Source organism: Enterococcus sp. DIV0561, assembly GCF_050539875.1.
GTDB classification, from domain to species: Bacteria; Bacillota; Bacilli; order Lactobacillales; family Enterococcaceae; genus Enterococcus; species Enterococcus faecalis.
Map to the genome: position 1 here is coordinate 414,223 of NZ_CP172927.1, position 20,583 is coordinate 434,805.

At 30.4% G+C, this 20,583-nt stretch carries 18 protein-coding genes and 3 pseudogenes; 13 read left to right on the plus strand and 8 right to left on the minus strand.

Going from position 1 to position 20,583, the window contains the following annotated elements:
* Nucleotides 1–97 precede the first annotated feature (97 nt).
* Nucleotides 98–199, minus strand: a pseudogene (locus IGM13_RS02115) (IS30-like element ISEnfa364 family transposase); the annotation flags it as partial.
* Between IGM13_RS02115 and IGM13_RS02120 the strand changes: the two are divergent.
* Nucleotides 187–924, plus strand: coding sequence for a hypothetical protein (locus IGM13_RS02120; RefSeq protein ID WP_002401428.1), 738 nt, complete (start codon nt 187–189; stop codon nt 922–924). The pseudogene IGM13_RS02115 and the gene IGM13_RS02120 overlap by 13 nt on opposite strands.
* 45 nt (nt 925–969) lie before the next feature.
* Here IGM13_RS02120 and IGM13_RS02125 read toward each other — a convergent pair whose 3' ends face one another.
* Complete coding sequence (locus IGM13_RS02125) at nt 970–1,590, minus strand: recombinase family protein (RefSeq protein WP_033591050.1); 621 nt, start codon at nt 1,588–1,590, stop codon at nt 970–972.
* A 183-nt stretch (nt 1,591–1,773) separates the two neighbouring features.
* Here IGM13_RS02125 and IGM13_RS02130 point away from each other — a divergent pair.
* A pseudogene (locus IGM13_RS02130) lies at nt 1,774–2,393 on the plus strand (recombinase family protein).
* A 746-nt stretch (nt 2,394–3,139) separates the two neighbouring features.
* Here IGM13_RS02130 and IGM13_RS02135 read toward each other — a convergent pair.
* The gene (locus IGM13_RS02135; RefSeq protein WP_002358531.1) at nt 3,140–3,958 is read right to left on the minus strand and encodes a MurR/RpiR family transcriptional regulator; all 819 of its coding nucleotides are present in this window, start codon (nt 3,956–3,958) and stop codon (nt 3,140–3,142) included.
* Nucleotides 3,959–4,113: 155 nt separating this feature from the next.
* On the opposite strand from IGM13_RS02135, the gene IGM13_RS02140 reads away from it, so the two are divergent.
* The 3 genes from IGM13_RS02140 to IGM13_RS02150 are packed head-to-tail and all read left to right on the plus strand — an operon-like array spanning nt 4,114 to nt 6,809.
* Nucleotides 4,114–4,821 carry an N-acetylmannosamine-6-phosphate 2-epimerase gene (locus IGM13_RS02140; protein WP_002358533.1) on the plus strand — a complete coding sequence of 236 codons (708 nt, stop codon included), beginning with the start codon at nt 4,114–4,116 and terminating at the stop codon, nt 4,819–4,821.
* The gene (locus tag IGM13_RS02145; protein WP_002358534.1) at nt 4,814–6,316 is read left to right on the plus strand and encodes a PTS transporter subunit EIIC; all 1,503 of its coding nucleotides are present in this window, start codon (nt 4,814–4,816) and stop codon (nt 6,314–6,316) included. Before IGM13_RS02140 ends, IGM13_RS02145 begins: the two co-directional genes overlap by 8 nt.
* A gap of 10 nt (nt 6,317–6,326) precedes the next feature.
* Nucleotides 6,327–6,809, plus strand: a complete 483-nt coding sequence (locus IGM13_RS02150; protein WP_002358535.1) for a PTS sugar transporter subunit IIA — start codon at nt 6,327–6,329, stop codon at nt 6,807–6,809.
* Nucleotides 6,810–7,441: 632 nt separating this feature from the next.
* Here IGM13_RS02150 and IGM13_RS02155 read toward each other — a convergent pair.
* Together IGM13_RS02155 and IGM13_RS02160 are read right to left on the minus strand one after the other, a co-directional pair.
* Complete coding sequence (locus IGM13_RS02155; protein WP_002358536.1) at nt 7,442–8,206, minus strand: YibE/F family protein; 765 nt, start codon at nt 8,204–8,206, stop codon at nt 7,442–7,444.
* Nucleotides 8,203–9,258, minus strand: a complete 1,056-nt coding sequence (locus tag IGM13_RS02160) for a YibE/F family protein (protein ID WP_002401430.1) — start codon at nt 9,256–9,258, stop codon at nt 8,203–8,205. The genes IGM13_RS02155 and IGM13_RS02160 overlap by 4 nt, the downstream gene beginning before the upstream one ends.
* A 338-nt stretch (nt 9,259–9,596) precedes the next feature.
* Between IGM13_RS02160 and rpmF the strand changes: the two genes are divergently transcribed.
* The 5 genes from rpmF (at nt 9,597) to IGM13_RS02185 (ending at nt 13,125) form a co-directional block, all read left to right on the plus strand.
* The gene (gene rpmF / locus IGM13_RS02165; RefSeq protein ID WP_002358539.1) at nt 9,597–9,770 is read left to right on the plus strand and encodes a 50S ribosomal protein L32; all 174 of its coding nucleotides are present in this window, start codon (nt 9,597–9,599) and stop codon (nt 9,768–9,770) included.
* 21 nt (nt 9,771–9,791) lie between these two features.
* Nucleotides 9,792–10,169 (plus strand): hypothetical protein, encoded by a 378-nt coding sequence (locus IGM13_RS02170; RefSeq protein WP_002382844.1) that lies wholly within the window; start codon nt 9,792–9,794, stop codon nt 10,167–10,169.
* Nucleotides 10,170–10,220: 51 nt separating this feature from the next.
* Nucleotides 10,221–10,625: a NusG domain II-containing protein gene (locus IGM13_RS02175; RefSeq protein WP_002358541.1), complete on the plus strand. Its 405-nt coding sequence runs from the start codon at nt 10,221–10,223 to the stop codon at nt 10,623–10,625.
* A 193-nt stretch (nt 10,626–10,818) separates the two neighbouring features.
* Nucleotides 10,819–11,889 (plus strand): ammonium transporter, encoded by a 1,071-nt coding sequence (locus IGM13_RS02180; protein ID WP_010710139.1) that lies wholly within the window; start codon nt 10,819–10,821, stop codon nt 11,887–11,889.
* A gap of 102 nt (nt 11,890–11,991) precedes the next feature.
* A complete protein-coding gene (locus IGM13_RS02185) occupies nt 11,992–13,125 on the plus strand; it encodes an NAD(P)/FAD-dependent oxidoreductase (RefSeq protein ID WP_002377959.1) in 1,134 nt (377 codons plus the stop codon).
* Nucleotides 13,126–14,193: 1,068 nt separating this feature from the next.
* On the opposite strand, the pseudogene IGM13_RS02190 reads toward IGM13_RS02185, so the two are convergent.
* The 3 genes and pseudogenes from IGM13_RS02190 to IGM13_RS02200 form a co-directional block, all read right to left on the minus strand.
* A pseudogene (locus tag IGM13_RS02190) lies at nt 14,194–14,508 on the minus strand (transposase); the annotation flags it as partial.
* A gap of 102 nt (nt 14,509–14,610) precedes the next feature.
* Nucleotides 14,611–14,886 carry an IS3 family transposase gene (locus tag IGM13_RS02195; protein ID WP_002367939.1) on the minus strand — a complete coding sequence of 92 codons (276 nt, stop codon included), beginning with the start codon at nt 14,884–14,886 and terminating at the stop codon, nt 14,611–14,613.
* A gap of 507 nt (nt 14,887–15,393) precedes the next feature.
* Nucleotides 15,394–16,560 carry an ROK family transcriptional regulator gene (locus IGM13_RS02200; protein WP_002358549.1) on the minus strand — a complete coding sequence of 389 codons (1,167 nt, stop codon included), beginning with the start codon at nt 16,558–16,560 and terminating at the stop codon, nt 15,394–15,396.
* 357 nt (nt 16,561–16,917) lie between these two features.
* Here IGM13_RS02200 and IGM13_RS02205 point away from each other — a divergent pair, with 357 nt between their 5' ends.
* From IGM13_RS02205 to IGM13_RS02215, 3 genes are read left to right on the plus strand one after another with little or no spacing between them, the layout of a single operon-like run.
* Nucleotides 16,918–18,993, plus strand: a complete 2,076-nt coding sequence (locus IGM13_RS02205; protein ID WP_002382850.1) for a glycoside hydrolase family 31 protein — start codon at nt 16,918–16,920, stop codon at nt 18,991–18,993.
* Nucleotides 18,993–19,778 (plus strand): PTS mannose/fructose/sorbose/N-acetylgalactosamine transporter subunit IIC, encoded by a 786-nt coding sequence (locus tag IGM13_RS02210; protein WP_002358551.1) that lies wholly within the window; start codon nt 18,993–18,995, stop codon nt 19,776–19,778. The genes IGM13_RS02205 and IGM13_RS02210 overlap by 1 nt, the downstream gene beginning before the upstream one ends.
* A complete protein-coding gene (locus tag IGM13_RS02215) occupies nt 19,771–20,583 on the plus strand; it encodes a PTS system mannose/fructose/sorbose family transporter subunit IID (RefSeq protein ID WP_002358552.1) in 813 nt (270 codons plus the stop codon). Before IGM13_RS02210 ends, IGM13_RS02215 begins: the two co-directional genes overlap by 8 nt.

The window sequence follows — 20,583 nt, forward strand, 5'->3', positions numbered from 1 at the left end:
CGTTTGTTGCTTTTTTTAATTTCGAATTATCAATTAAGTACAACACTTTATCCTGTAAAAACTTCATACGATGTTTTTCATTTTAAGCACTTTTGTGGTCTAGTCTATGCATAAAGGATTGAATATAATTATCTGGAATTAAGATTATATCTTTCTCTTTTGGTAGGTACTCTCTTAATAATCTATTTGTATTTTCATTTAGTCAAAAACTGGGTAAAGGAGTCTACAAAGATAAACCTAAAAAATAATTTTGCACATATGCTTGATGACCTTCCTGGAGTAGCTGATAATGCTAAAAAAATATTGTTTGATATGAAATGTACTACTGTAATAGACGATTGTAATGTTCATTTACGAGATGTACTTAATTTATTAGAAGATGAAATGCACAGCTTTAGATTATCTTCTATTGAAGCTAATGATTTAGATAAACTATATGATACTTTTTATTACTATGGAAAAAAAGAACAATTAATAGAATTTCTGCTTGACCAGATGACTAATGCGATAAATTTTAAACAAGCTGATAAGGATTTTCTTATTTATTCATGGCTTGTAGAAAAACTTACTGAAGAACAAATATGCGAAATGCTCGCGAGAATTAATGAAAATACCCAATACCATTGGAATAACAACCTTAATTCATTTGTTGATGAGTTCGTTGCTTATTATAAAGAAACAAATGGAATTGATCTAAGAATAAATTATTTGGGAGCAATTTATACTAATTTAAAAATTCTCAGCGATGAATATACTCTCTCTATCTCAGATTACGAGCTTATTTTCAAATTTTTTGAGGATATAATAGAGAGTCATAGCGAAACAATATTTGATTTTCAGCGTAAATATAAAAAGGATATTGAAACAAATTTTGGTAATAGTTTGGAAAACTTTCCTAAACTGAATAAGTTATTGTTCGAATAGATTTTGAAAAGCTTACAATAAATAAAAGTATTAATTTTTGTTACATCAATTAATCTCTAATTCATGAATTTCTTTTTTGATTCTATATATAGTTTGTCTCGTAATATTGTAATCTTTCGCAATCTTTGAGATAGCAACCCCATTCTTAAGATCCTGAACGATGCTTTTATAAACAAGGCGACGTTGGGGATCTTTTGTGTCTGCACTGTATAACTTAGGACGACCTTTATAGACGCCGTTTGCTTTCGCAATCTTTATCCCTTGTGCTTGGCGTCTTTTAGATTCCGTACGTTCTTGCTCGGCAATCATGGCCAAAATCTGAATGATTAGGTCTTTGATAAATTTATCTAGGAGTGGATTTCCGATTGCTTCAGCCATGATTGGTAAACTGGTAATAATTAGCCGCACATTTTTCTTCTTTAGATAATTTACTGAATCGATAATCTCGTCATAATTACGTCCAAGTCGATCGATGGCCTCTACAATAAAAATATCTTGGGCTCTAACAAAATCTAGAGCTTCCTGAAAAATCGGTCGATGAGTAATAGTCGCTCCGGATTGTTTCTCGATAAAAATTTTTTCAGCACCAAACTTGTTCATTTCCTCAATTTGACGTTGTTCATTTTGATCGATTGATGAAACTCGAATATATGCAATTTTCCAAATTTTTACCTACTTTCTATAATTTTTAAAATACACCCTAATCATACATTCAAAAACCATATTTTTCAATGTTCTGTTGGTGTCTATTTAGGGGTCCTTAATTAGACAATCACAACTATTTGATTTTCTTGTTTTTTAAATGCGTGATCAGGGTGTATGATAAAACTCTTGGAAAGAGGCAGAATTTTGAAAGTTGCATATGCAAGAGTTTCATCCATTGGCAAAACTTGGAACGGCAAATTCAAGAGTTAAAAAAATTAGGAGCGAAAAAAATATTTGTAGAGAAAAAATCTGGCGCAAGTATTGAACAACGACTAATTTTTACAGAAGCTATCTATTTTGTGAGAGAATCCGATATTTTTATGGTAGAAGCCATTGACCGATTAGGCAGAAATTACGATGAAATTATTCAGACGGTTAATTTATTGAAAAATAAAAATGTTCGACTCATAATTACAAGCCTTCCTATTATGGCTGAAGTGGTTGGTAATCCATTATTTGATCGTTTTATTAAAGATTTGATAGTCCAGATTTTGGCAATGATTGCGGAACAAGAAAGAACAGAATCTAAGCGACGACTAGAACAAGGAATTAAAATTGCAAAAATGAACGGTGTTTATCAAGGACGTCCTGAATTATATAGTCCAACAGCAAAAGATCTCCAAAAAAGAGCTGTCTATAGAAATATTATAGAAGAGTTACAAAAAGGCACTGCTATTTCAAAGATTGCAAAAAAATATGGAATTAATCGACAAACAGTTTATAGAATAAAAAAAGACTATGAGTCAAATCAAGCAGATTCTTAATGAATCATAAAAGAAATAAGAGGGCTTATTTGGTGAAAAACAGAAAGGAGTAGTTATTCTGCAAATTATTAAAGATACAAAAAACACGTAGAAAAAGAAAATAAGCCAATGGTTATTTTTGATATGATGTCAGTAAAAGTGGAAAAATTATTATTAGAGTTGTCAGAAGAAGTATTTCGAGTGTGTCCTAAAACAAAGAAAGAATTTAGAAAAATGGTTTCAAGATATAGCTTTAGAAATGGAGAGAATAAGATGGTTGTTCTAAAAAAATATGATTACTGGGAAATATAAATTACTACGTGGAATAAGGCAAATATGGTTGCTTATGTTGATTGTGACCAATTGGCTAGAAGAGAGTTAGGAAAATATAATCATCTTATGTATAGTAATTGTAAAAAATATAAATTAATTAAGAGCGTTTGCGTAGAAATAAGCGCAGAAAAAAATAAAAAAAGGTGAAACCTTGATAAAATAGTAATAGGCAACAACTAACTCCTCAATATTAATATAATAGTGTCAATTAAAATGCATAAATTAATCCCTAAATTGTTAGTTATTACCTTCATAATAAATAGAATTGTGAAATTTATTGTCTAAGGTGAATAGTTGTGAGAAGAGAGTACGATTATCAGAAAATTGAAAAACAAGTGTTTACCAATGGCTGTGAACTAGAATCCAAAATACGTACTACGTGAACAATGTGTAGTATGTATTTTGGTGTTTTCTTAATAACTAATTTTGAATAATCATTCAATTCTTTTATCAATAATTGAACGTAAGACTTTTTCTCTTAAATCCAATGAATTAATCTTGTTATTTTGTTCATATTCATGTACTAACAAATCACAAATATAAAGTTGTGAAATTTTTCCAGCTAAAGAACCACCATTTAAAAATTCTTCGATTGCTGTTTGTAAAACTAAATCTGCAGATTTTCCTATCGGTGAATGAATATAATTCGTTATAGCAAGTATTTTTGCTCCATTATTTTTTGCAATTTTTAATGAGTCATAAGTATCTTTTGTTTTTCCAGATAAAGAAAAGATAATAACTAAATCTCTATCTGTTAACAAAGAAGCAACTTGAGCTTGATAATGAGGATCTAATACAGCTTTAGCTTGTATTCCTACCCTCAAAAACATACTTTCCAAATCAAGACTAGTATTTCCACTAGATCCTACACCAAAAATATATAGGCTGCTTGCTTGATTAATAAGTTGGATTGCTTTTGTTAATTTTTCTTCATTAATTAAACAAGAAGTAGACTGAAGTACTTCAATCAAACTTTTAGCAACTTCATCGTGGTATTTACCACTAGATGGTTGTTCTTTTTTTTTGCTAAAATCTTCTTTAGCAATTTCAATTTTTAGATCAGAAAAACCAGAAAATCCAAGTTTTTGACAAAAGCGAATGATTGTTGCATCGCCAACATTCGCTTTTGTTTTAATATCATTCATAGTACTGTAAATAATAGATTCTCCAGAGTTAAGAATAAAATCAGCAACTTTTCGTTCCGATTTTGTTAATAAGGGATAATGTTCATTAATTAAATAAATGTAATTCATAAAATCTCCTCTAGAATGTAATTTTTGTTTATTATACACTATAAAAATTAAAAAACTCCAAAATTCTCCATTTTTCTTGACAACAATGTAAGCGGATGCTAAACTTTTTTTGGAGTAAAAATCCTAAAAAATATAAAAGTGGAGGTTTGTGGAGTTTGAACAAAGCAAAATTCTTAGAAGTAATTTCAGGCGGTTTAATTGTTTCGTGTCAGGCGCTACCTGGTGAACCATTTTATACAGAGGAAGGAGGTTTAATGCCATATTTTGCATTAGCAGCTAAAAATGCTGGAGCTGTTGGTATACGTGCAAATTCTGTTCGAGATATTAAGGAAATCAAAGAGAAAGTTTCTTTACCGATTATTGGCATAATAAAAAGAGATTATCCTCCTGAAGAGCCATTTATTACAGCAACTATGAGAGAAGTAGATGAATTAGTTGCAATTGGTGTGGAGGTAATTGCTTTGGACTGTACTTTACGTAAACGTCATGACGGATTATCTATTAATACTTTTATAGAAAAAGTAAAGAAAAAGTATCCTCAACAATTATTAATGGCTGATATTTCTACTTTTGAGGAAGGAAAGAATGCTTATCAAGCTGGTGTGGATTTTGTTGGTACAACCTTAAGTGGCTATACAAAGGAGAGCAAAAAACAAAATGGCCCAGATATGAAATTAATTAAACAATTAGTACAAGAAAATATTTGTGTTATTGCTGAAGGTAAAATTCATACACCTGAACAAGCAAGACAAATTAAAAAGCTGGGTGTTGCAGGAATTGTCGTTGGTGGTGCAATTACACGACCACAAGAAATTGCTAAAAGATTTGTCGATGCATTGAATAAGGAGGAAAAAGATGTTTAAGAAGTTTTCACAATTAGGTCGCGCATTTATGTTACCGATTGCAATCTTACCAGTAGCAGGTTTACTTTTAGGCCTTGGTGGTGCTTTAACAAATGAAAGTGCAATGAATGCGTATCCAATTTTAGAACAGCCATGGATCCATACAGTATTAAGTATTATGAGTTATGCAGGAAATGCTGTCTTTACTAATTTAGCATTGATTTTTGCTATAGGTATTGCTGTAGGGTTAGCAAATGGGGATAAAGGAACAGCAGGTCTAGCCGGTGGAGTATCTTACTTAGTGTATACAGCAACGATCAGCGGCTTTCTTGCGTTATTTTCTGCTAAAGATGCAACTCTTGATACTGGTGTTGTTGGATCTATTGTAATTGGCGGAACTGTTGCATTTCTACACAATCGATATCGGAAAATTGAACTACCGCAATTTTTGGGCTTTTTTGGCGGATCGCGTTTTATTCCAATCATTTCTAGTTTAGCGGCAATTATTATCGGTTCTTTCTTTTATTTAATTTGGCCACCAATTCAAAATGGATTAGCAGTAGTTGGAGAACATATTGCACAAATGGGAAGTCTAGGTACTTTTTTGTATGGATTTTTACTTCGTTTGACTGGCGCAGTAGGATTACATCATACTATTTATCCACTTTTTTGGTATACGTCTTTAGGAGGTACAGAAAGTGTAGCTGGAGTTACTGTTTCTGGTGCACAAAATATTTTCTTTGCGCAACTAGCTGATCCAAACCATACAGGACTATTTACTTATGGTACTCGTTTCTTTGCAGGTAGATTCGCGACAATGATGTTTGGTTTACCAGCAGCTTGTTATGCTATGTATCGTGCTATACCTAAACAAAATCGTAAAAAGAATGGTGGACTTTATTTTAGTGGTGGCTTGACTTCATTTTTAACAGGGATTACTGAACCAGTTGAATATATGTTTTTATTTGTAGCCCCATGGTTATATATAATTCATGCATTCTTAGATGGTCTATCTTTTTATTTTGCTGATATTTTAAATATCCGAGTAGGAAATTCATTTTCTGGTGGATTAATTGATTTCTTATTATTTGGTGTACTCCAAGGAAACGATAAGACAAATTGGCTGAAATTAATTCCTTTCGGAATTGCTTGGGCAATTGTTTATTTCTGCGTATTTACTTTCTTCATTAAGAAATTTAAAGTAGCTATTCCTGGAATGGGAGAAGAGTTGCCAACGACTACTGAAAATAAATTAAATAAAAAAACATCATTAAATGATGAAGCTCAAATAATCATTAAAGCTCTTGGTAGTAAAACCAATATTGAATCCGTTGAAGCTTGTGCTACTCGTTTACGTTTAGCTGTTGTAGATGGCCGAATGGTTGACAAAGAAACTATTAAACAACTAGGTGCTACTGCTGTTTTTGAAGTGAATGGTGGTATTCAGGCAGTTTTTGGCGGTAAAGCTGATTTACTTAGTCAAGAAATTAATCAAATTTTAGAAATTGAGAATTAGGAGATATCTTATGTTTAATCTATTTAAAAATAAAAAACAAGAAGGAATTTCCATTACTGCTCCTTGTTCAGGGAGGATTATTCCTATTTCAGAAGTAAATGATCCAATATTTTCAAAAAAAGTACTTGGAGAAGGATTTGCAGTTGTTCCCGAAGGTAACAAAATATATGCTCCTTTGACTGGACGAATTGAAGCTGTTTTTCCAACAAAGCATGCAATTAGTATAAAAAGCGATGCAGATATTGAGTATTTAATTCATATTGGTATAGACACAGTTGAATTGGAGGGTAAACCTTTTTCAATTTTTGTTAATGCAGGAGAGAAAGTTACTACCGAAACATTATTAGCCGAAGTTGATTTTGATCAAATTAAACAAGCAGGAAAAGATCCATCTGTCATAGTTGTTTTTACTAAACCTGAACAAGTTAATGAAGTCATCTTAAATAGTTATACAACTATATATGGTGATTCGTGTGGTAAAATTATACTTTGACGTAGAGTTAAGTATGTTATCGGATTAAATTTAAATGAATAAAAGGTGATTATAGACTGTGAGTTATAGAATTTAAGTAAATTATATTAACAAAACACCCTACTATTATATAAATCAGTAGGGTGTTTTCTACTTATCCGAACTTTAGTATATTCAAAAATATTAACACAAGAAAATCTTTTTTTGATTTTCTTGTGTTAGAATATGCAATTTTAACTTTTACGATTTTGTGATAATTTTGAATAAATCAATTAGGAATAGAAGTAAAAAATATAAATTAAGAATTATACTATTACAATAAAAGTTTAAACTTACTGTATCAGTATGCACAATTGATTTTTACTGAAAAGTCATAGTTAAGTTACTGTGAATTTTGTTGAGTATATTACATAGAATAACAGATAAATTAGTTGTGGATTCTTTTATTTAAGTATTTGGAAAAGAGCGGACTGGATTAGAGGGTGTTTTTTCACACTAATCAAGACTTACATAACAAATGGATTTAATTATTTCAATCACCAATAAATCAAAACGAAACTTGGCTGCAATTTTGTTCAATATAAGTGAACGGTTAATTGTATAAAAATACCAAATATATTTCTATAAAAGGTATTCGGCCTAGCTTTTGGGTTTCAATACAAAGTGTGGAATCTTTTTTTTAATATCCAGCTACCTAGTAAACAGGACAAAGGTAAAATTAAAATTCCTGCACAACCAGTTAAAATACTTACTAATAGTTCCCCTACAAAAATTTTAGAATTAATTAATTCTAAAAATGAATAGTTTAAATCCTGTAAGTAAATTACTAATGCAAAATTAGATGCTATAAAAGCAAATAAGAGAGTGTATATAGTCGAATTTAATACCTCAATTACTACGTTAAAACTAGAATTAAATAGTTCTTTAAAAGTTAAATCTGGGTTCTTCGTATATATTTCGTAAGTAGAACTACAAATAGCCATACTTCCGTCAATAACGGCACCAGAAAAACTAATTAAAATAATTGAGACGTTTAGTTCAGAAAAAGGGATATCAACATTTAAATCAAAATTAGCTAATTCAATTAATTCTTCAGAAGAAAATCCTTGTGTCTTAAGAGCAGTGATTAATGGTAGTGACACAATAGTAAAAGTAACTAAAAAAAATATAACACAGATAAAAGCCAATTTTGTTTTAGCATTACGTCCATTTATCCAATAAAGAATTACTATCGTCATTAGTAAAAAAGATACAAAGGTTACCAAATATACAGAAATATGAAGCGATATAGCTATTAGATAGCCAATAAAAATGACTATATTCAAAAATAATCCTGAAATAAAGTAGAAAGAATTATTTTTAAATATGATAATTGAAATAAAGATAAAAATAATGACTAATAAACTAATTACATTCATCTGTTTTCCCCTTCTTTTTTTATTTTTTTAAATAAAAGAAAAAATAGAAATGAACTTGGGATAGTGAACAAGATGGCAAGTCCTCCACATAAAATTCTCATTATTTCCAATGAAAGATGCATTTTGAATGTCTCAACAAAATCCCATCCATTAGCTAAATAGAAAATAAAAAAAGGCGTTGCACTACTTAGATAGGCAAATAACAAAACATTAATCATCGAAGTAGTGGTATCTGAAGCGATATTCTTTCCTGATTCTATTAATTCTTTTGTATTTATCTCAGGAGTATGTCTTACAAGTTGATCTAAACTTGAAATTATAACAACAACATTGTCTAGTGCTGCTCCAATTCCTCCTAACATTAAGCTGGCAAGAAAAACAGTTCGATAAGGTCTAGTTAAAAATTGCATTTCTTCATAGCGCAGTCCTTGATCGTTTAATAATTTCATAGTAATTGTGGTAATAAAATAAGATAGAAAAACACTAAATATTGTTGCTAAAACCTTCCTTAAATCAATTTTTTTTAGTCCGTAGAGAGTACCAGTTGATATAATAATAGCAATTATTGTATAGATTGATATTAGCAATAGTAAGTTTATGGATCTGTTTCGCTGATTTATCCAAAGCAAGAAAAAAAGAAAGATTATATTGAATAAAATACCAACTAAAGAAAAAAATCCTTTTTTTCCAGCGATACCTAAGACTAATGAAACAAAACTAACTACTAAAATAAAAGTATAGCCATCTCTTTTTAGAGAAATAAATTCCCACTTTTTAGTGGAATTATCTAATAATATTTGATTATTTTTATTAAATACTGGATTGGTACTTTCATTTCCATTAAATTTTACTTTTACAACAACAGTTTTTTTTGTATTATTTACTAGTTTAACTGTTAGTAATTGTTCGCTGTCAATTATTTTTACTGATTTTACAATACCAACAGGTGTAGTATAAAAGTAACCGCTAAATCTTTGAATTAATAGACCACTAAAAATAATTACCAACAAGCTAAATAATGTAAATTTAAATTTTTTCATATAGTCCCTCATTTCTCTGTATGATTAATTAAAAAGTATATCTTTGGTTTTATCGAAATCAGTTTAAAGGATACCATAAATTTATAAAAAATATATGGTATGATTATCCATTTTTTGTTAAAAGTAATCAATAATATCTTAAAATTAATAAATTATGCTATATGCTAGACTAATTTATTATAGAAAGGTTATTGACAAATTAGACACAGCTTGATAGTATAAAGCGAACAAAACGTAATCATTACGATTTGTTCGCTTTATCTGTAATATTTCGCTATAAATAGTTTCAAATAGTATAGTTTGAATGCTCAAGTATTTCAGCAACTTTTATAACACAGGAGGTAATAAATATGGCTGTACCAGCGAGAAGAACATCGAAAACAAAAAAAAGATTGCGTCGAACACATGAAAAATTAAAATCACCTGAAATTTCGTTTGATGAGAATCTTGGTGATTATCGTAAAAGTCATCATGTATCTTTAAAAGGCTATTATGGTGGAAAAAAAGTGATGGATAAAAAATAGGAGGTAATAGTATTGAAGAAAATGAATATTATTTATCCACCACTTGTGGAACAGAGCTTTCAATTTTATCAAGATTATGAACAAGAAAGATATGATAAGTCTGAATTATACAGAATAATGGTTATGAAGAATATTATTAATGAAAATGGCACTCCAACAGAAGAGGCTCTTAAAAAAGGATTAGTTAAAGACTTTTATGAAGAATATGATTTATCTTTTGAAGAATTTTTAAAATTGTACCCGTTTTTTAATAATTATGACCCTGATTATTTCCAGAAAATAGATGGTTTTTGGGAAGTTCCCGTTTGTTTAAAAGAAGAATTAATATTATTACTGAATGATAAAGATTGTGCCTATGATGTACGGATTCAAATTCAACAATTTCTTGAAGAAAGGTGAGTAAAGACAAGATGTTCAGAAACAAATGGAAAAACAGTTCACTAATTAAAAATGTGTAAAAAGGGTCTGATGAAAAAAGGAGACATAATAGTTATTATCTTTTTAATAGCTATCTCTTTTTCTCCATATTTTATTTTTTTTCACAATAATCCATTTAACTCCAAAAGTTTTGACGACACTAAATATGCTGTGGTCAAGATAGATGGGAAAGAGATTGAGCGTATAAATTTAGATGATTCAAAAGAATTTATCAAAACATATTATCCATCAAAAGGGCAATATAATACTATAGAAGTTAAAAATGGGCACGTTCGTGTAAAAAAAGATAATAGTCCAGATCAAATTGCGGTGAAAACAGGATGGATATCAGAACCAGGGCAAACTAGTATCTGTATTCCTCACAGATTCATTTTAGAAATTGTTCAACAATATTCTAAGGATTATTATATTTACTAAAATCATTTTTTGGCATACATGCTAAAAAATGATTTTTTGTAAATATTTTATTGCATTAATATCAATATAGTTTAGTTTTATTTGGAAGAATGTAATAACAAATATGAGATGGGATTGTCCTTATTAAATAACATTTATAAATGTTATATTTTAAGTGAAAGTAATGATTTACAGTTAATTAAATGGAGGTTTTATGAATAACCTATTTATTTTTGTTTGCTTTTGTTTTATGTGGTTAATGATTTTTGGAGTAATTTTATACTATGTTGGTCTAGTTAATCACAGATATATACATCATACTTTAATTTTGGGTTTAGTAACTATTATTTCTGGTACTCTATGTTGGTTATTTGTAGGATACTCATTAAGTTTTTTTGGAAATATTCAATATAGTATCTTTTATAGCCCCTTAGCTTCTAGTGAAATTGTTTCTATACTGATACAATTACTTTTTTGCTTATATTCTGTAATTATGATAATTGGTTCAGTATTAGAAAGAGGTAATTGGAAATATATTGTGTTGTTTGTTCCTTTGTGGATTGTATTTGTTTATGCACCTATTTGCTTTTCGTTATGGGGACATGGAAATTGGCTAGGGAAAATGGGAGTACTGGATTATTCAGGCGGACTAGTAGTCCATACTACCGCTGGAATAGGAAGTCTTGTTTTAGCAATAACATCACCAATACGTTTAAAGAATTCATTGATATTTAAATCACAAGAAATGATAGCTTTTGTAGGAATGCTGTTTATTACCTTAGGATGGTTCGGATTTAATATGGCACCTTCTGGAAAAATCGGTGAAGAAGCCATTCAAGTTTGGTTAAATACACTTATTTCAATTTTAGGCGGTAGCATTAGCTGGACTTTTACCCAATGGATTTTAATAAAAAAAGTATCTATCTATTCTATAATGAATGGAATAATCGGCGGATTAGTAGGTAGTACTTGCTCGGTTGGATATGTATCTCCTGCATTTAGTTTATTAATTTCGGTAATTGTATGTACCCTTTGTCCAATTGTTATTCACATAATGCATCTAAGCATAGCAAATTTTGATGACGCTGCAGATTCTTTTGGGATGAATGCAGTGGGTGGAATTGCAGGATCGATTTTAACTGGTGTCATGGCAGAAAAAGGGGACTTTTTTCTTCAATTATTTGGGACTTTTTTAATCAGTATTTGGAGCCTTAGTTTAAGTCTTTTGATTCATTATTTATTGAAAAAAATAGTAAATGATTGTTATTCTCAATGTATTAAATAAAAAAATTAAAATTATTCCTAGTGTGTATGAATATCAAAATAATAGTCAATAATAACACTCAGGAAGAAATTTGAAGACTTTAAATTTTAGTGGAGGTAAATAATGGAAAATAAAGAAGTTATAATTATTGGAGCAGGCGCTGCTGGCGTAGGTATGGGGGTTGCTTTAAAAGATTTTGGCATAAATAATTTTGCTATTTTAGAGAGAAAGCAGGTAGGTAATAGTTTTATTAAATGGCCTGAGCAAACAAGATTTATCACTCCTTCTTTTACAAGTAATGGATTTGGGATGCCTGATTTAAATGCAATAGCAATTGATACATCTCCTTCATATACTTTAGGTGAGGAACGTTTATCTGGAAAAGATTATGCTAAATACCTACAATTAGTTTCAGAAGAATATAAGTTACCTATTAAGACAAATTGTAAAGTTCAATCTATTAAAAAAGAAAAAACTGGTTATTTGCTTGAAACAACAAAAGGATTTATTTATGCAGAATATGTAATTTTTGCGATGGGAGAGTTCTCTTTTCCAAATAAATCTAGTATTAAAGGTGCTTATAAGAATAGTTTACATTATGGCGAGATTAATTCTTGGATTGAAATTAAAGGGGATAAGCAGACGATTATCGGAGGAAATGAGAGTGCGATTGATGCAGCTATTGAATTAGCTAAATTAGGTAAACGAGTTACAATTTATACAGATACTTTGGGGTTAAATATAAGAGATGCTGACCCGAGCAAAAGGTTAGCACCACGCACAAGACAGAGATTTTTTGATTTACGTGTAAACCAAAAAAAATTAGATAGTATTAAAATATACACAACTACCAAAGTTAAAAAAATTGAAAAAAAGTCTACTAGTTATATATTGATTACAGAAAATGGGAAATCATTACCTGTAGAAAATATACCAATTCTTTGTACAGGTTTTAAAAATGGCACAAAATCTATTACTGCATCATTGTTTAAGTATAAGGAAAATGGAGAGGTTCTTTTAAATGATTTTGATGAATCGACAATAGCTAAAAATATTTTCTTAACCGGTCCAAATGTACGTAAAGGTAATACCATTTTTTGTTATATATATAAATTTCGCCAACGTTTTGCCGTAATCGCTAATGAAATTGCCCGACGAAAACATATTACTATTGACGAAAAAAAATTGTCATACTATAAAAATCAATCTTTTTATTTAGATGGTTGCTCTGGGTGTGAAGTAAGATGTAGTTGTTGACAAATAAGTAATTGTTACAACTTATTTTATAAATTAAAAGATTTTTAAATAATTTAAGTAATACTAATCAATGAAATTTGAATTTTGAAATAGTTATTTATTTTCATTTTAAATACGTCTTTTAATTAACATTAACCTATGATTGACTATAATAAAAAATAGGCTCTCTTTGTATAGAAAGTCTATTAAATTTTAATAATTTATTTAGTTGACAATAAGAATATACCTTCAGCAATTTTATTTTTAGTAATAGGAATTACTTCTGAATAACCTTTAGAGTTTGTTATAATAACCATTATTGTATCATAAAGGCCTGAATTTTTGATCATTGGGTTGTCCAATGTTCCAAGAACCTCCCCCTTTTTACTTTTTGATTAGCAACAAATTTTTTAGCGAATCATTTACTACTTAATGATACTGTATCAATACCAATATTAATCAGTAACATGTCCAGTTTCAAATAGAACTTGAACAATACCACATCTACTGGAGAATAAATAGTGTTTCTATTTGGCTTAATAGGAACTATTTTCTTATTGTTGATCCGTCTTGTGTTTGTATTGAAAAAGAAGAAATAATGAGGGATTTAAAATTAGCAAAAAAATTGGTAAAATGAACTAAGGTAACGATCGCACCCTCAATATAATAGTGTCATGAATTTAAACCTCGATTTTTTTGCGGTTGTTACCTTTTTATTTTAGGGTGGAAAATAAATGTTCTCTTTATTTCTTTTTGTTATTTCGCAAGTGATAAACTCCTGTTAAGATAGTGGCTATATAAAAAAGGCAGATACTTAAGAAGAGTATATTCATGATTTCCTCCTAGTTTAAATGAAAGTCATGAATGATTGTACCAAGATTTTTTAGAGAAGTTAAGATTGAATAGAAAAGTAAATACGATAAAATTTTTATAGACTGTTACGTTGAAATGTTCTTCAGAGACTATTTCTTCCAATACCGCCTACTAGATAGGTGGTTTTAATCATTATTTTCGGAGGTTGTGTTTTGGCCAAAAAGTAAAGATTTAATGGATGTAGGTTCATTTGTGAGCCCATCTAGATAGAACGTTTCAGGACTTTAGTGAGGCATGAAACGATTCGATGCAAGCATTATCTGAAGGTGTCCCTTTTCGGGACCTACTCATGGTAATGCCTTTTTTTATTTGGTTCTGGTAGTCAAAAGAAGTATAAACAGAGCCCTGATCACTATGCAATAGACAATCCGTTGTTTGAGGCAATTGATCAAATGTATCCAGAACAAAATCCGTATCTTGCTTATCACCGATGGTATAGGCGATAAATTCACCATTGTATAAATCCATAATTGAAGACAAATACAATTGCTTTTTACCAAAAGGCAGATAAGTAATATCTGTTACCAATTTCTTTAAAGGAGCGTCTGAAGAAAATTACTTATTTAGCTTGTTCTCGACAACCGTGTAAGGTTGTCCCACTTTACTGCGTTTCTTCATTTTCACGCGACAATTCTAATGATATTTCCGCATAATCTTTTGTACGGTGTTTTTATTTACTTTGTATTCCTGATTAATCAACGCAGTAATCTTTCGATAGCCATATCGAAACTTATGCTGGAAGCAAAGTCGACGAACAGCTTCTTCAAGAGGCGTTAACTTTCCCAAGTCTTTTCGATGAGTCCAACGATAATAAGTAGCTCGCGAAATGCCGAAAAGTTGACACAATGCAGTAATGGGTAATTTTCCTTTCATTCTTTTAACTAATTCTACAAATACTTCTGGCTCCACGTTCTTTCCAATTCTTTGAACTTTTTAAGCACCTCAATGTGCATTTTTAAATAGTTATTTTCATTTTTAAGCTGCTGTTCATTTGATAGATTTTCTGGACCTTTTCCATAAGCATATTTTTTTCAACGGGTTGAATCAGACGATGATGATTCTCGCCATTACGATACCCCAACGCCACCATGTGTCAATTTGTGTTTTGTTTTTAATTCCTAATTCTTCCATAATCGTTTTTACAGGAATATTCTCTTTTTTCATCTGTATAGCCATTTCTTTGATGTAAATAGGATAAGATACTCAATTTCTCATTGAAAAAGCACCTCCTAGTTAAATTCATTTTAACGTGAATTCAACAAGAGGTGCTTTTTTTGTCTCAGTTTATTGGGTCAGTTCCCTATTTGTTTGGTCACTTTTATTTTAGCAAAGGTGTTCTTATTTTTATACAAAAAATAATCCAGATGTCAATCAATCTTATTAATTGTTATCTGGATTTTTCAAGCTCTTGTTGTACTAAATTTTATTTAATTTACCGAGTTTTAATTGTTCAATATTTAAAAATTTCTGTATTGAAAGTGAGATAGCTCCACTAATTACAGGATTCCATTCGATAGGGCTGTTAATAACTAATACGTCTTTTGTAAATTGATTGTTTAAATTTCTTTGGATTATGTTTATTATATCTGGAATTTTTTTTGTTAATGGACTATTGAAAATTACTAATTCAGGTGCATATAACATGATAGCATTATTAACACCAATAGATAAATAGTAGGCATATTGTTCAATCATTTTAACAACTTTTGATTCTTTGTTATTATATAGAATAGAAACTACATCTGAATTTATTTTATTGAGATTTTTCTCTTTCGAAATTTCGTGATAAATCACTTGTGTAGAGCAATATTTTTCTAAGCAACCATGATTTCCACAAGTACATTTTCTTCCATTGGGAAACAAAATAGTATGTCCTAATTGTCCAGCATAACCTTTATTACCAACATCTAGTTTACCATTTTTCACAAGTCCGACACCAATGCCACTATGAAGACTAATGGATGCTAAGTTTTCTATATCTGATGAAAAAGTATATTCACCCAACGCTGATAAATTAGCTTCATTTTGTAAGAATACTGGGAAGTTGTATTCTTGGTTTAACATTTCAACTAGGTTTATTTCAGCAAGATCATTGTAGGAAGTACTGATAATTTTATTATTTAGAACTTGACCTTGAAGAGCTATTGTCATACCTACTATGCCATAATGGGTATGAGGACAATCTGAAGTAAGCTGATTGAATACTTTATGAATTAAATCTTGGACATTTTTTTTGTTAACATAGGTATCAATAAGTTGAACCCTATGGATTTCTTTTCCATCTAAAGAAGCTAATGCGCCATCTATATAGTTATAGCCTAGATCAATTGCAATTACTAAGGCTGAAGAACTACCGTTAAAGGTCAGCATGATAGGTTTTCTTCCTCGATTTGTAGCTTCTCCGATCCTTTTTTCAATGATGAATCCATCGTTTATTAGTTTGTTTGTAATTGAAGAAACAGATGCTTTATTTAAAGAGGTGATCTTACTTAATTCGGCTCTAGATATTTCTCTATGTTTTATAATTTGATTAAGTATTTGAGCTTCATTTTGTTCTCTAATAGTGTATTTGCTGGAAATCATTTTTCTCTCCTTAAATTAGAATAAATTAGTTGTAATTAAAGTTTAAGATTCCTATTTGCTAAAAGCAAATTAATTTATCAAAAAAAATATAGCGTTTACAGTTGACATTTTACTGAGCCTGTTTTATAGTCTATTTATTAATTAGTTTAACGTGCTAACGAATAAATTTCAAGTCATTGATGCTTATTATCTTATGTTTATTTTTTTAGTTAATTAGTTTATCGTGAAAACAAATTAATCTATAACCTTTTGTTGACACAGAGAGAGCAAAAGGCGTGCGTATGAAAGCGTTTGTATTGTTGCGATTACTAGTATTGTTATCATATACAAACTAATTAAGAAGAAATTGAAAGTGGGTTGGAAGATGTGATTGAAGTTACACCAAAATCTTTTTCGAGAACTTTTGATGATGAATTATTGATTGTAGAAGCTTGGGGTGAAAATGCCGTTAGAGTCAGATCGTTTGTAGATATGAACTTTGAAAATAGACTTAATTCTTTAATTGGTGAGCCTGATGCTTTAGGTACAGTCATAATAAATCAAGACGAAAATAAGACAGAATTAATAAACGGGAAAATTAGAGTTGTGTTAGACCATCGGGACCGATTGACTTTTTATAATGAAAAAAATGAAGTGCTATTAAAAGAGTTTATCAGATTGAGAGCTGTCAAACATGATGACGGAAGTGAAGATGCAGGTACAATTGAAATAACTAAAGATTTTAATTCAACGCTGAAGTTGAAGTCTAGAGAATACCACTCTAATTTACAAGGTGGTTTTCAGGTTACAACTAGATTTGAATCTGAATCAAGTGAGAAGATTTTTGGAATGGGACAATATCAACAATCTTATCTTGATTTGAAGAATACAGTTCTAGAATTAGCTCAAAGAAACTCACAAGTATCTATACCATTCTATGTATCGAGTTTAGGATATGGATTTTTATGGAATAATCCAGGTATAGGAGAGGTATCATTTGCTAAAAACATGACTCGATGGAAAATGGCTTCTACTAATTATATTGACTATGTAGTAATTGCAGGTGATACCCCAAAAGAGATACTTCGAAATTATAGTGATTTAACTGGTAAAGTTCCTAAAATGCCTGAAAACTTATTGGGATTATGGCAAAGTAAACTACGCTATCGATCTCCAAATGAAGTAATGGATGTTGTAAAAAAATACTATGCTTTGGGAATAAAACTTTCAACTATAGCTATTGACTATTTCCATTGGCCTAAACAAGGTGAATATCGATTTGATGAAGAATATTGGCCTCAACCTGAACAATTTTTAAGAACATTAAGAGATGAATATAATGTAGAGCCAATTATTTCCATATGGCCTACTGTACAAACTGATGCAATGAATTTTAATGAATATCTAGAAAATGGTTACTTAGTGAAAGTAAATCGTGGCGTTAGATTAACAATGCAAATTCAAGGAAATACAATTTTTGTTGATATGACTAATGAGAAAGCACGAGAATATGTTTGGAACCTCATTAAAAAGAATTATGTTAACAAAGGAGTTAAATATTTTTGGCTAGATGTAGCTGAGCCTGGGTATTCTGTATATGATTTCGATAATTATCGATATAAAAAAGGAACCGATTTACAAATTGGGAATTTGTATCCAATCGATTATTTATCAATGATTTCTGAAGGTTTAGGAAATAATCAATCAGTTGTTACACTTGTAAGAGGTGGATGGGCAGGGGCACAACGCTATGGAGCTTTGTTATGGTCAGGAGATATTGATTCTAGCTTTGAAGCTTTTCGTAATCAAGTAAATACTGGATTAAACGTTGGGTTGGCTGGGTTACCTTGGTGGACAACAGATATTGGAGGATTTCATGGAGGAGATCCTAAAGATCCTGAGTTTAGAGAATTACTAGTCCGCTGGTTCCAATATGCAACATTTTCGCCTATTTTACGAATGCATGGTGATCGCTTACCACACAGCAAACCATTATCTGATCATGGAGGAGGATCAATGGTTACCGGAGCTCCAAATGAAATTTGGTCTTATGGTAAAGAAGTCGAACAAATACTAACGAAATATATAAAAATACGAGAAGAATTGAAGCCTTATATTAGTAAGTTGATGAGACAGGCCCATGAGTTTGGTGATCCACTTATGAGAACATTATTTTATGAATATCCACATGATCAGAATGCTTGGAATATTGAAGATACCTATTTATTTGGAGATGCGATTCTTGTTGCGCCTATTGAAAATTATAAAGAGACTAGTCGAGAAGTTTATTTACCAAAAGGTGAAAGTTGGACAAACCTATGGACAAGAGAAAACTTTGATGGTGGAAAAACAGTGGTAGTCGAAGCAGACATTCAACAAATCCCGATTTTTATCAAAACAAGTGAAAAAGGTAAATTTTCAAAATTATTTGATGTAATTAAGGAGGAAAATTAATGGAAGCAAGTATTTTTCAATTAGTATTAATTGTGCTGTATGGATTTTTTATTAACTTTGAAAAAAACTCAACAATGTTTGGAACTTATCAACCGGTAACAGCGGGTTTTGTTACAGGATTAATCCTAGGTGATATATCAACAGGTTTATTTATCGGTGGTACTTTACAGTTACTATCTTTGGGAATAAGTAATTTTGGAGGAGCTTCAATACCTGACTATCAAACAGCAAGTATCGTAGCAACTTTTATTACAATTACTACTGGGCAAAAACCATCTGTAGGAATCTCTATTGGTATACCAGTAGCTTTATTGATGGTCCAACTAGATGTTATCAGAAATACCATAGGTATCTGGATGGTTCACAAAGCTGAAGCAGGTGTGAAAAAAGGTGATTATAGTATGATTACCAAAATGCAAATGTTTGGCGTGTTTTTAACAGCAGCAACAACAGGCATACCAGTAGCATTGGCAGTAATTTTCGGTCCATCATTAATTAATACAATTCTATCGTATACTCCAGAATGGCTAACCAATGGATTAACTGTTGCTGGAGGTTTACTACCAGCTGTCGGTATAGGGTTACTACTGCGATATTTACCTGCAAAAGAATATTTTAGTTATCTTGTTATTGGTTTTGTAATGGCTGTTTATATGAAAATACCTTTATTAGGAGTAGCGCTTGTAGGGGCAGCTATTGCATTAATAATTTATAAAAAAAATAGTCAAGATTTAGTAAAGAATACTGTGATTAATATAGCAGGGGGGATGGATGACGATGAATAATATCGAACAATTAAAATTACGCATTGATACAAAAACTAAACGAAGTGTTTTGTGGAGATGGTTTTTTACAAGCTCAGTTTCTTCTAATTATGAAAAGATGCAAGCGCTAGCATATTGTTATGCAGTATTACCATTTTTAAAAATAGCATATAAAAATAAACCAGAAGCATTACAAAAAGCGGTATTAAATCATTTACAATTTTTTAATACTAATCCTTGGGTGGCACCTTACATTTTAGGTATTAATGTAGCTATGGAAGAGAATGCTGACGAAAACACAGAAGAGGCTGTAACATCTATTAAGACAGGCCTTATGGGCCCGGTAGCTGGTTTGGGTGATAGTTTATTTGTAGTTATTCCTTGGACTATATTTGGTGCTATTGCAGCAAATATGGCCATTGATGGTAGTCCAGTTGGAATTTTGTTATGGATTGTTGTAAGTGTAGCGCTAAAATTAGTTAGTATTCCATTATTTAATGCAGGATATGCCTCAGGAACAAAATTAATTGCTACTATAGAAAAAAGTTTGAAATTATTAACTGAGTCAACTTCGATTTTAGGATTAATGGTCGTGGGGGCATTAATACCTTCAGTCGTTAAAGCTAATATTACTTTAAACTTTAAACAGGGTAATTTTTCAATGAAAGGTCAAGATATTTTGGATCAAATAATGCCTGGATTATTGCCTGCATTATTAGTTGGTTTAGTTTTCTGGGCATTAAAGAAGAACGTTAAACCTATTTACTTAATTCTTGGTGTTATGGTATTGTCAATTGTTTTAGCGGCTCTAGGTATTTTAAAATAA

Excerpts from the sequence above, each read along its gene's own strand:
- IGM13_RS02155 (WP_002358536.1), bottom strand. The coding sequence starts at position 8,206 with ATGAATGTAATTAGTTTATTAGTCATTATTTTTATCTTTATTTCAATT.
- rpmF (WP_002358539.1), top strand. The coding sequence starts at position 9,597 with ATGGCTGTACCAGCGAGAAGAACATCGAAAACAAAAAAAAGATTGCGT.
- IGM13_RS02135 (WP_002358531.1), bottom strand. The coding sequence starts at position 3,958 with ATGAATTACATTTATTTAATTAATGAACATTATCCCTTATTAACAAAA.
- IGM13_RS02170 (WP_002382844.1), top strand. The coding sequence starts at position 9,792 with ATGAATATTATTTATCCACCACTTGTGGAACAGAGCTTTCAATTTTAT.
- IGM13_RS02145 (WP_002358534.1), top strand. The coding sequence starts at position 4,814 with ATGTTTAAGAAGTTTTCACAATTAGGTCGCGCATTTATGTTACCGATT.
- IGM13_RS02150 (WP_002358535.1), top strand. The coding sequence starts at position 6,327 with ATGTTTAATCTATTTAAAAATAAAAAACAAGAAGGAATTTCCATTACT.
- IGM13_RS02215 (WP_002358552.1), top strand. The coding sequence starts at position 19,771 with ATGAATAATATCGAACAATTAAAATTACGCATTGATACAAAAACTAAA.
- IGM13_RS02210 (WP_002358551.1), top strand. The coding sequence starts at position 18,993 with ATGGAAGCAAGTATTTTTCAATTAGTATTAATTGTGCTGTATGGATTT.
- IGM13_RS02185 (WP_002377959.1), top strand. The coding sequence starts at position 11,992 with ATGGAAAATAAAGAAGTTATAATTATTGGAGCAGGCGCTGCTGGCGTA.
- IGM13_RS02200 (WP_002358549.1), bottom strand. The coding sequence starts at position 16,560 with ATGATTTCCAGCAAATACACTATTAGAGAACAAAATGAAGCTCAAATA.
- IGM13_RS02175 (WP_002358541.1), top strand. The coding sequence starts at position 10,221 with ATGTGTAAAAAGGGTCTGATGAAAAAAGGAGACATAATAGTTATTATC.
- IGM13_RS02180 (WP_010710139.1), top strand. The coding sequence starts at position 10,819 with ATGAATAACCTATTTATTTTTGTTTGCTTTTGTTTTATGTGGTTAATG.
- IGM13_RS02160 (WP_002401430.1), bottom strand. The coding sequence starts at position 9,258 with ATGAGGGACTATATGAAAAAATTTAAATTTACATTATTTAGCTTGTTG.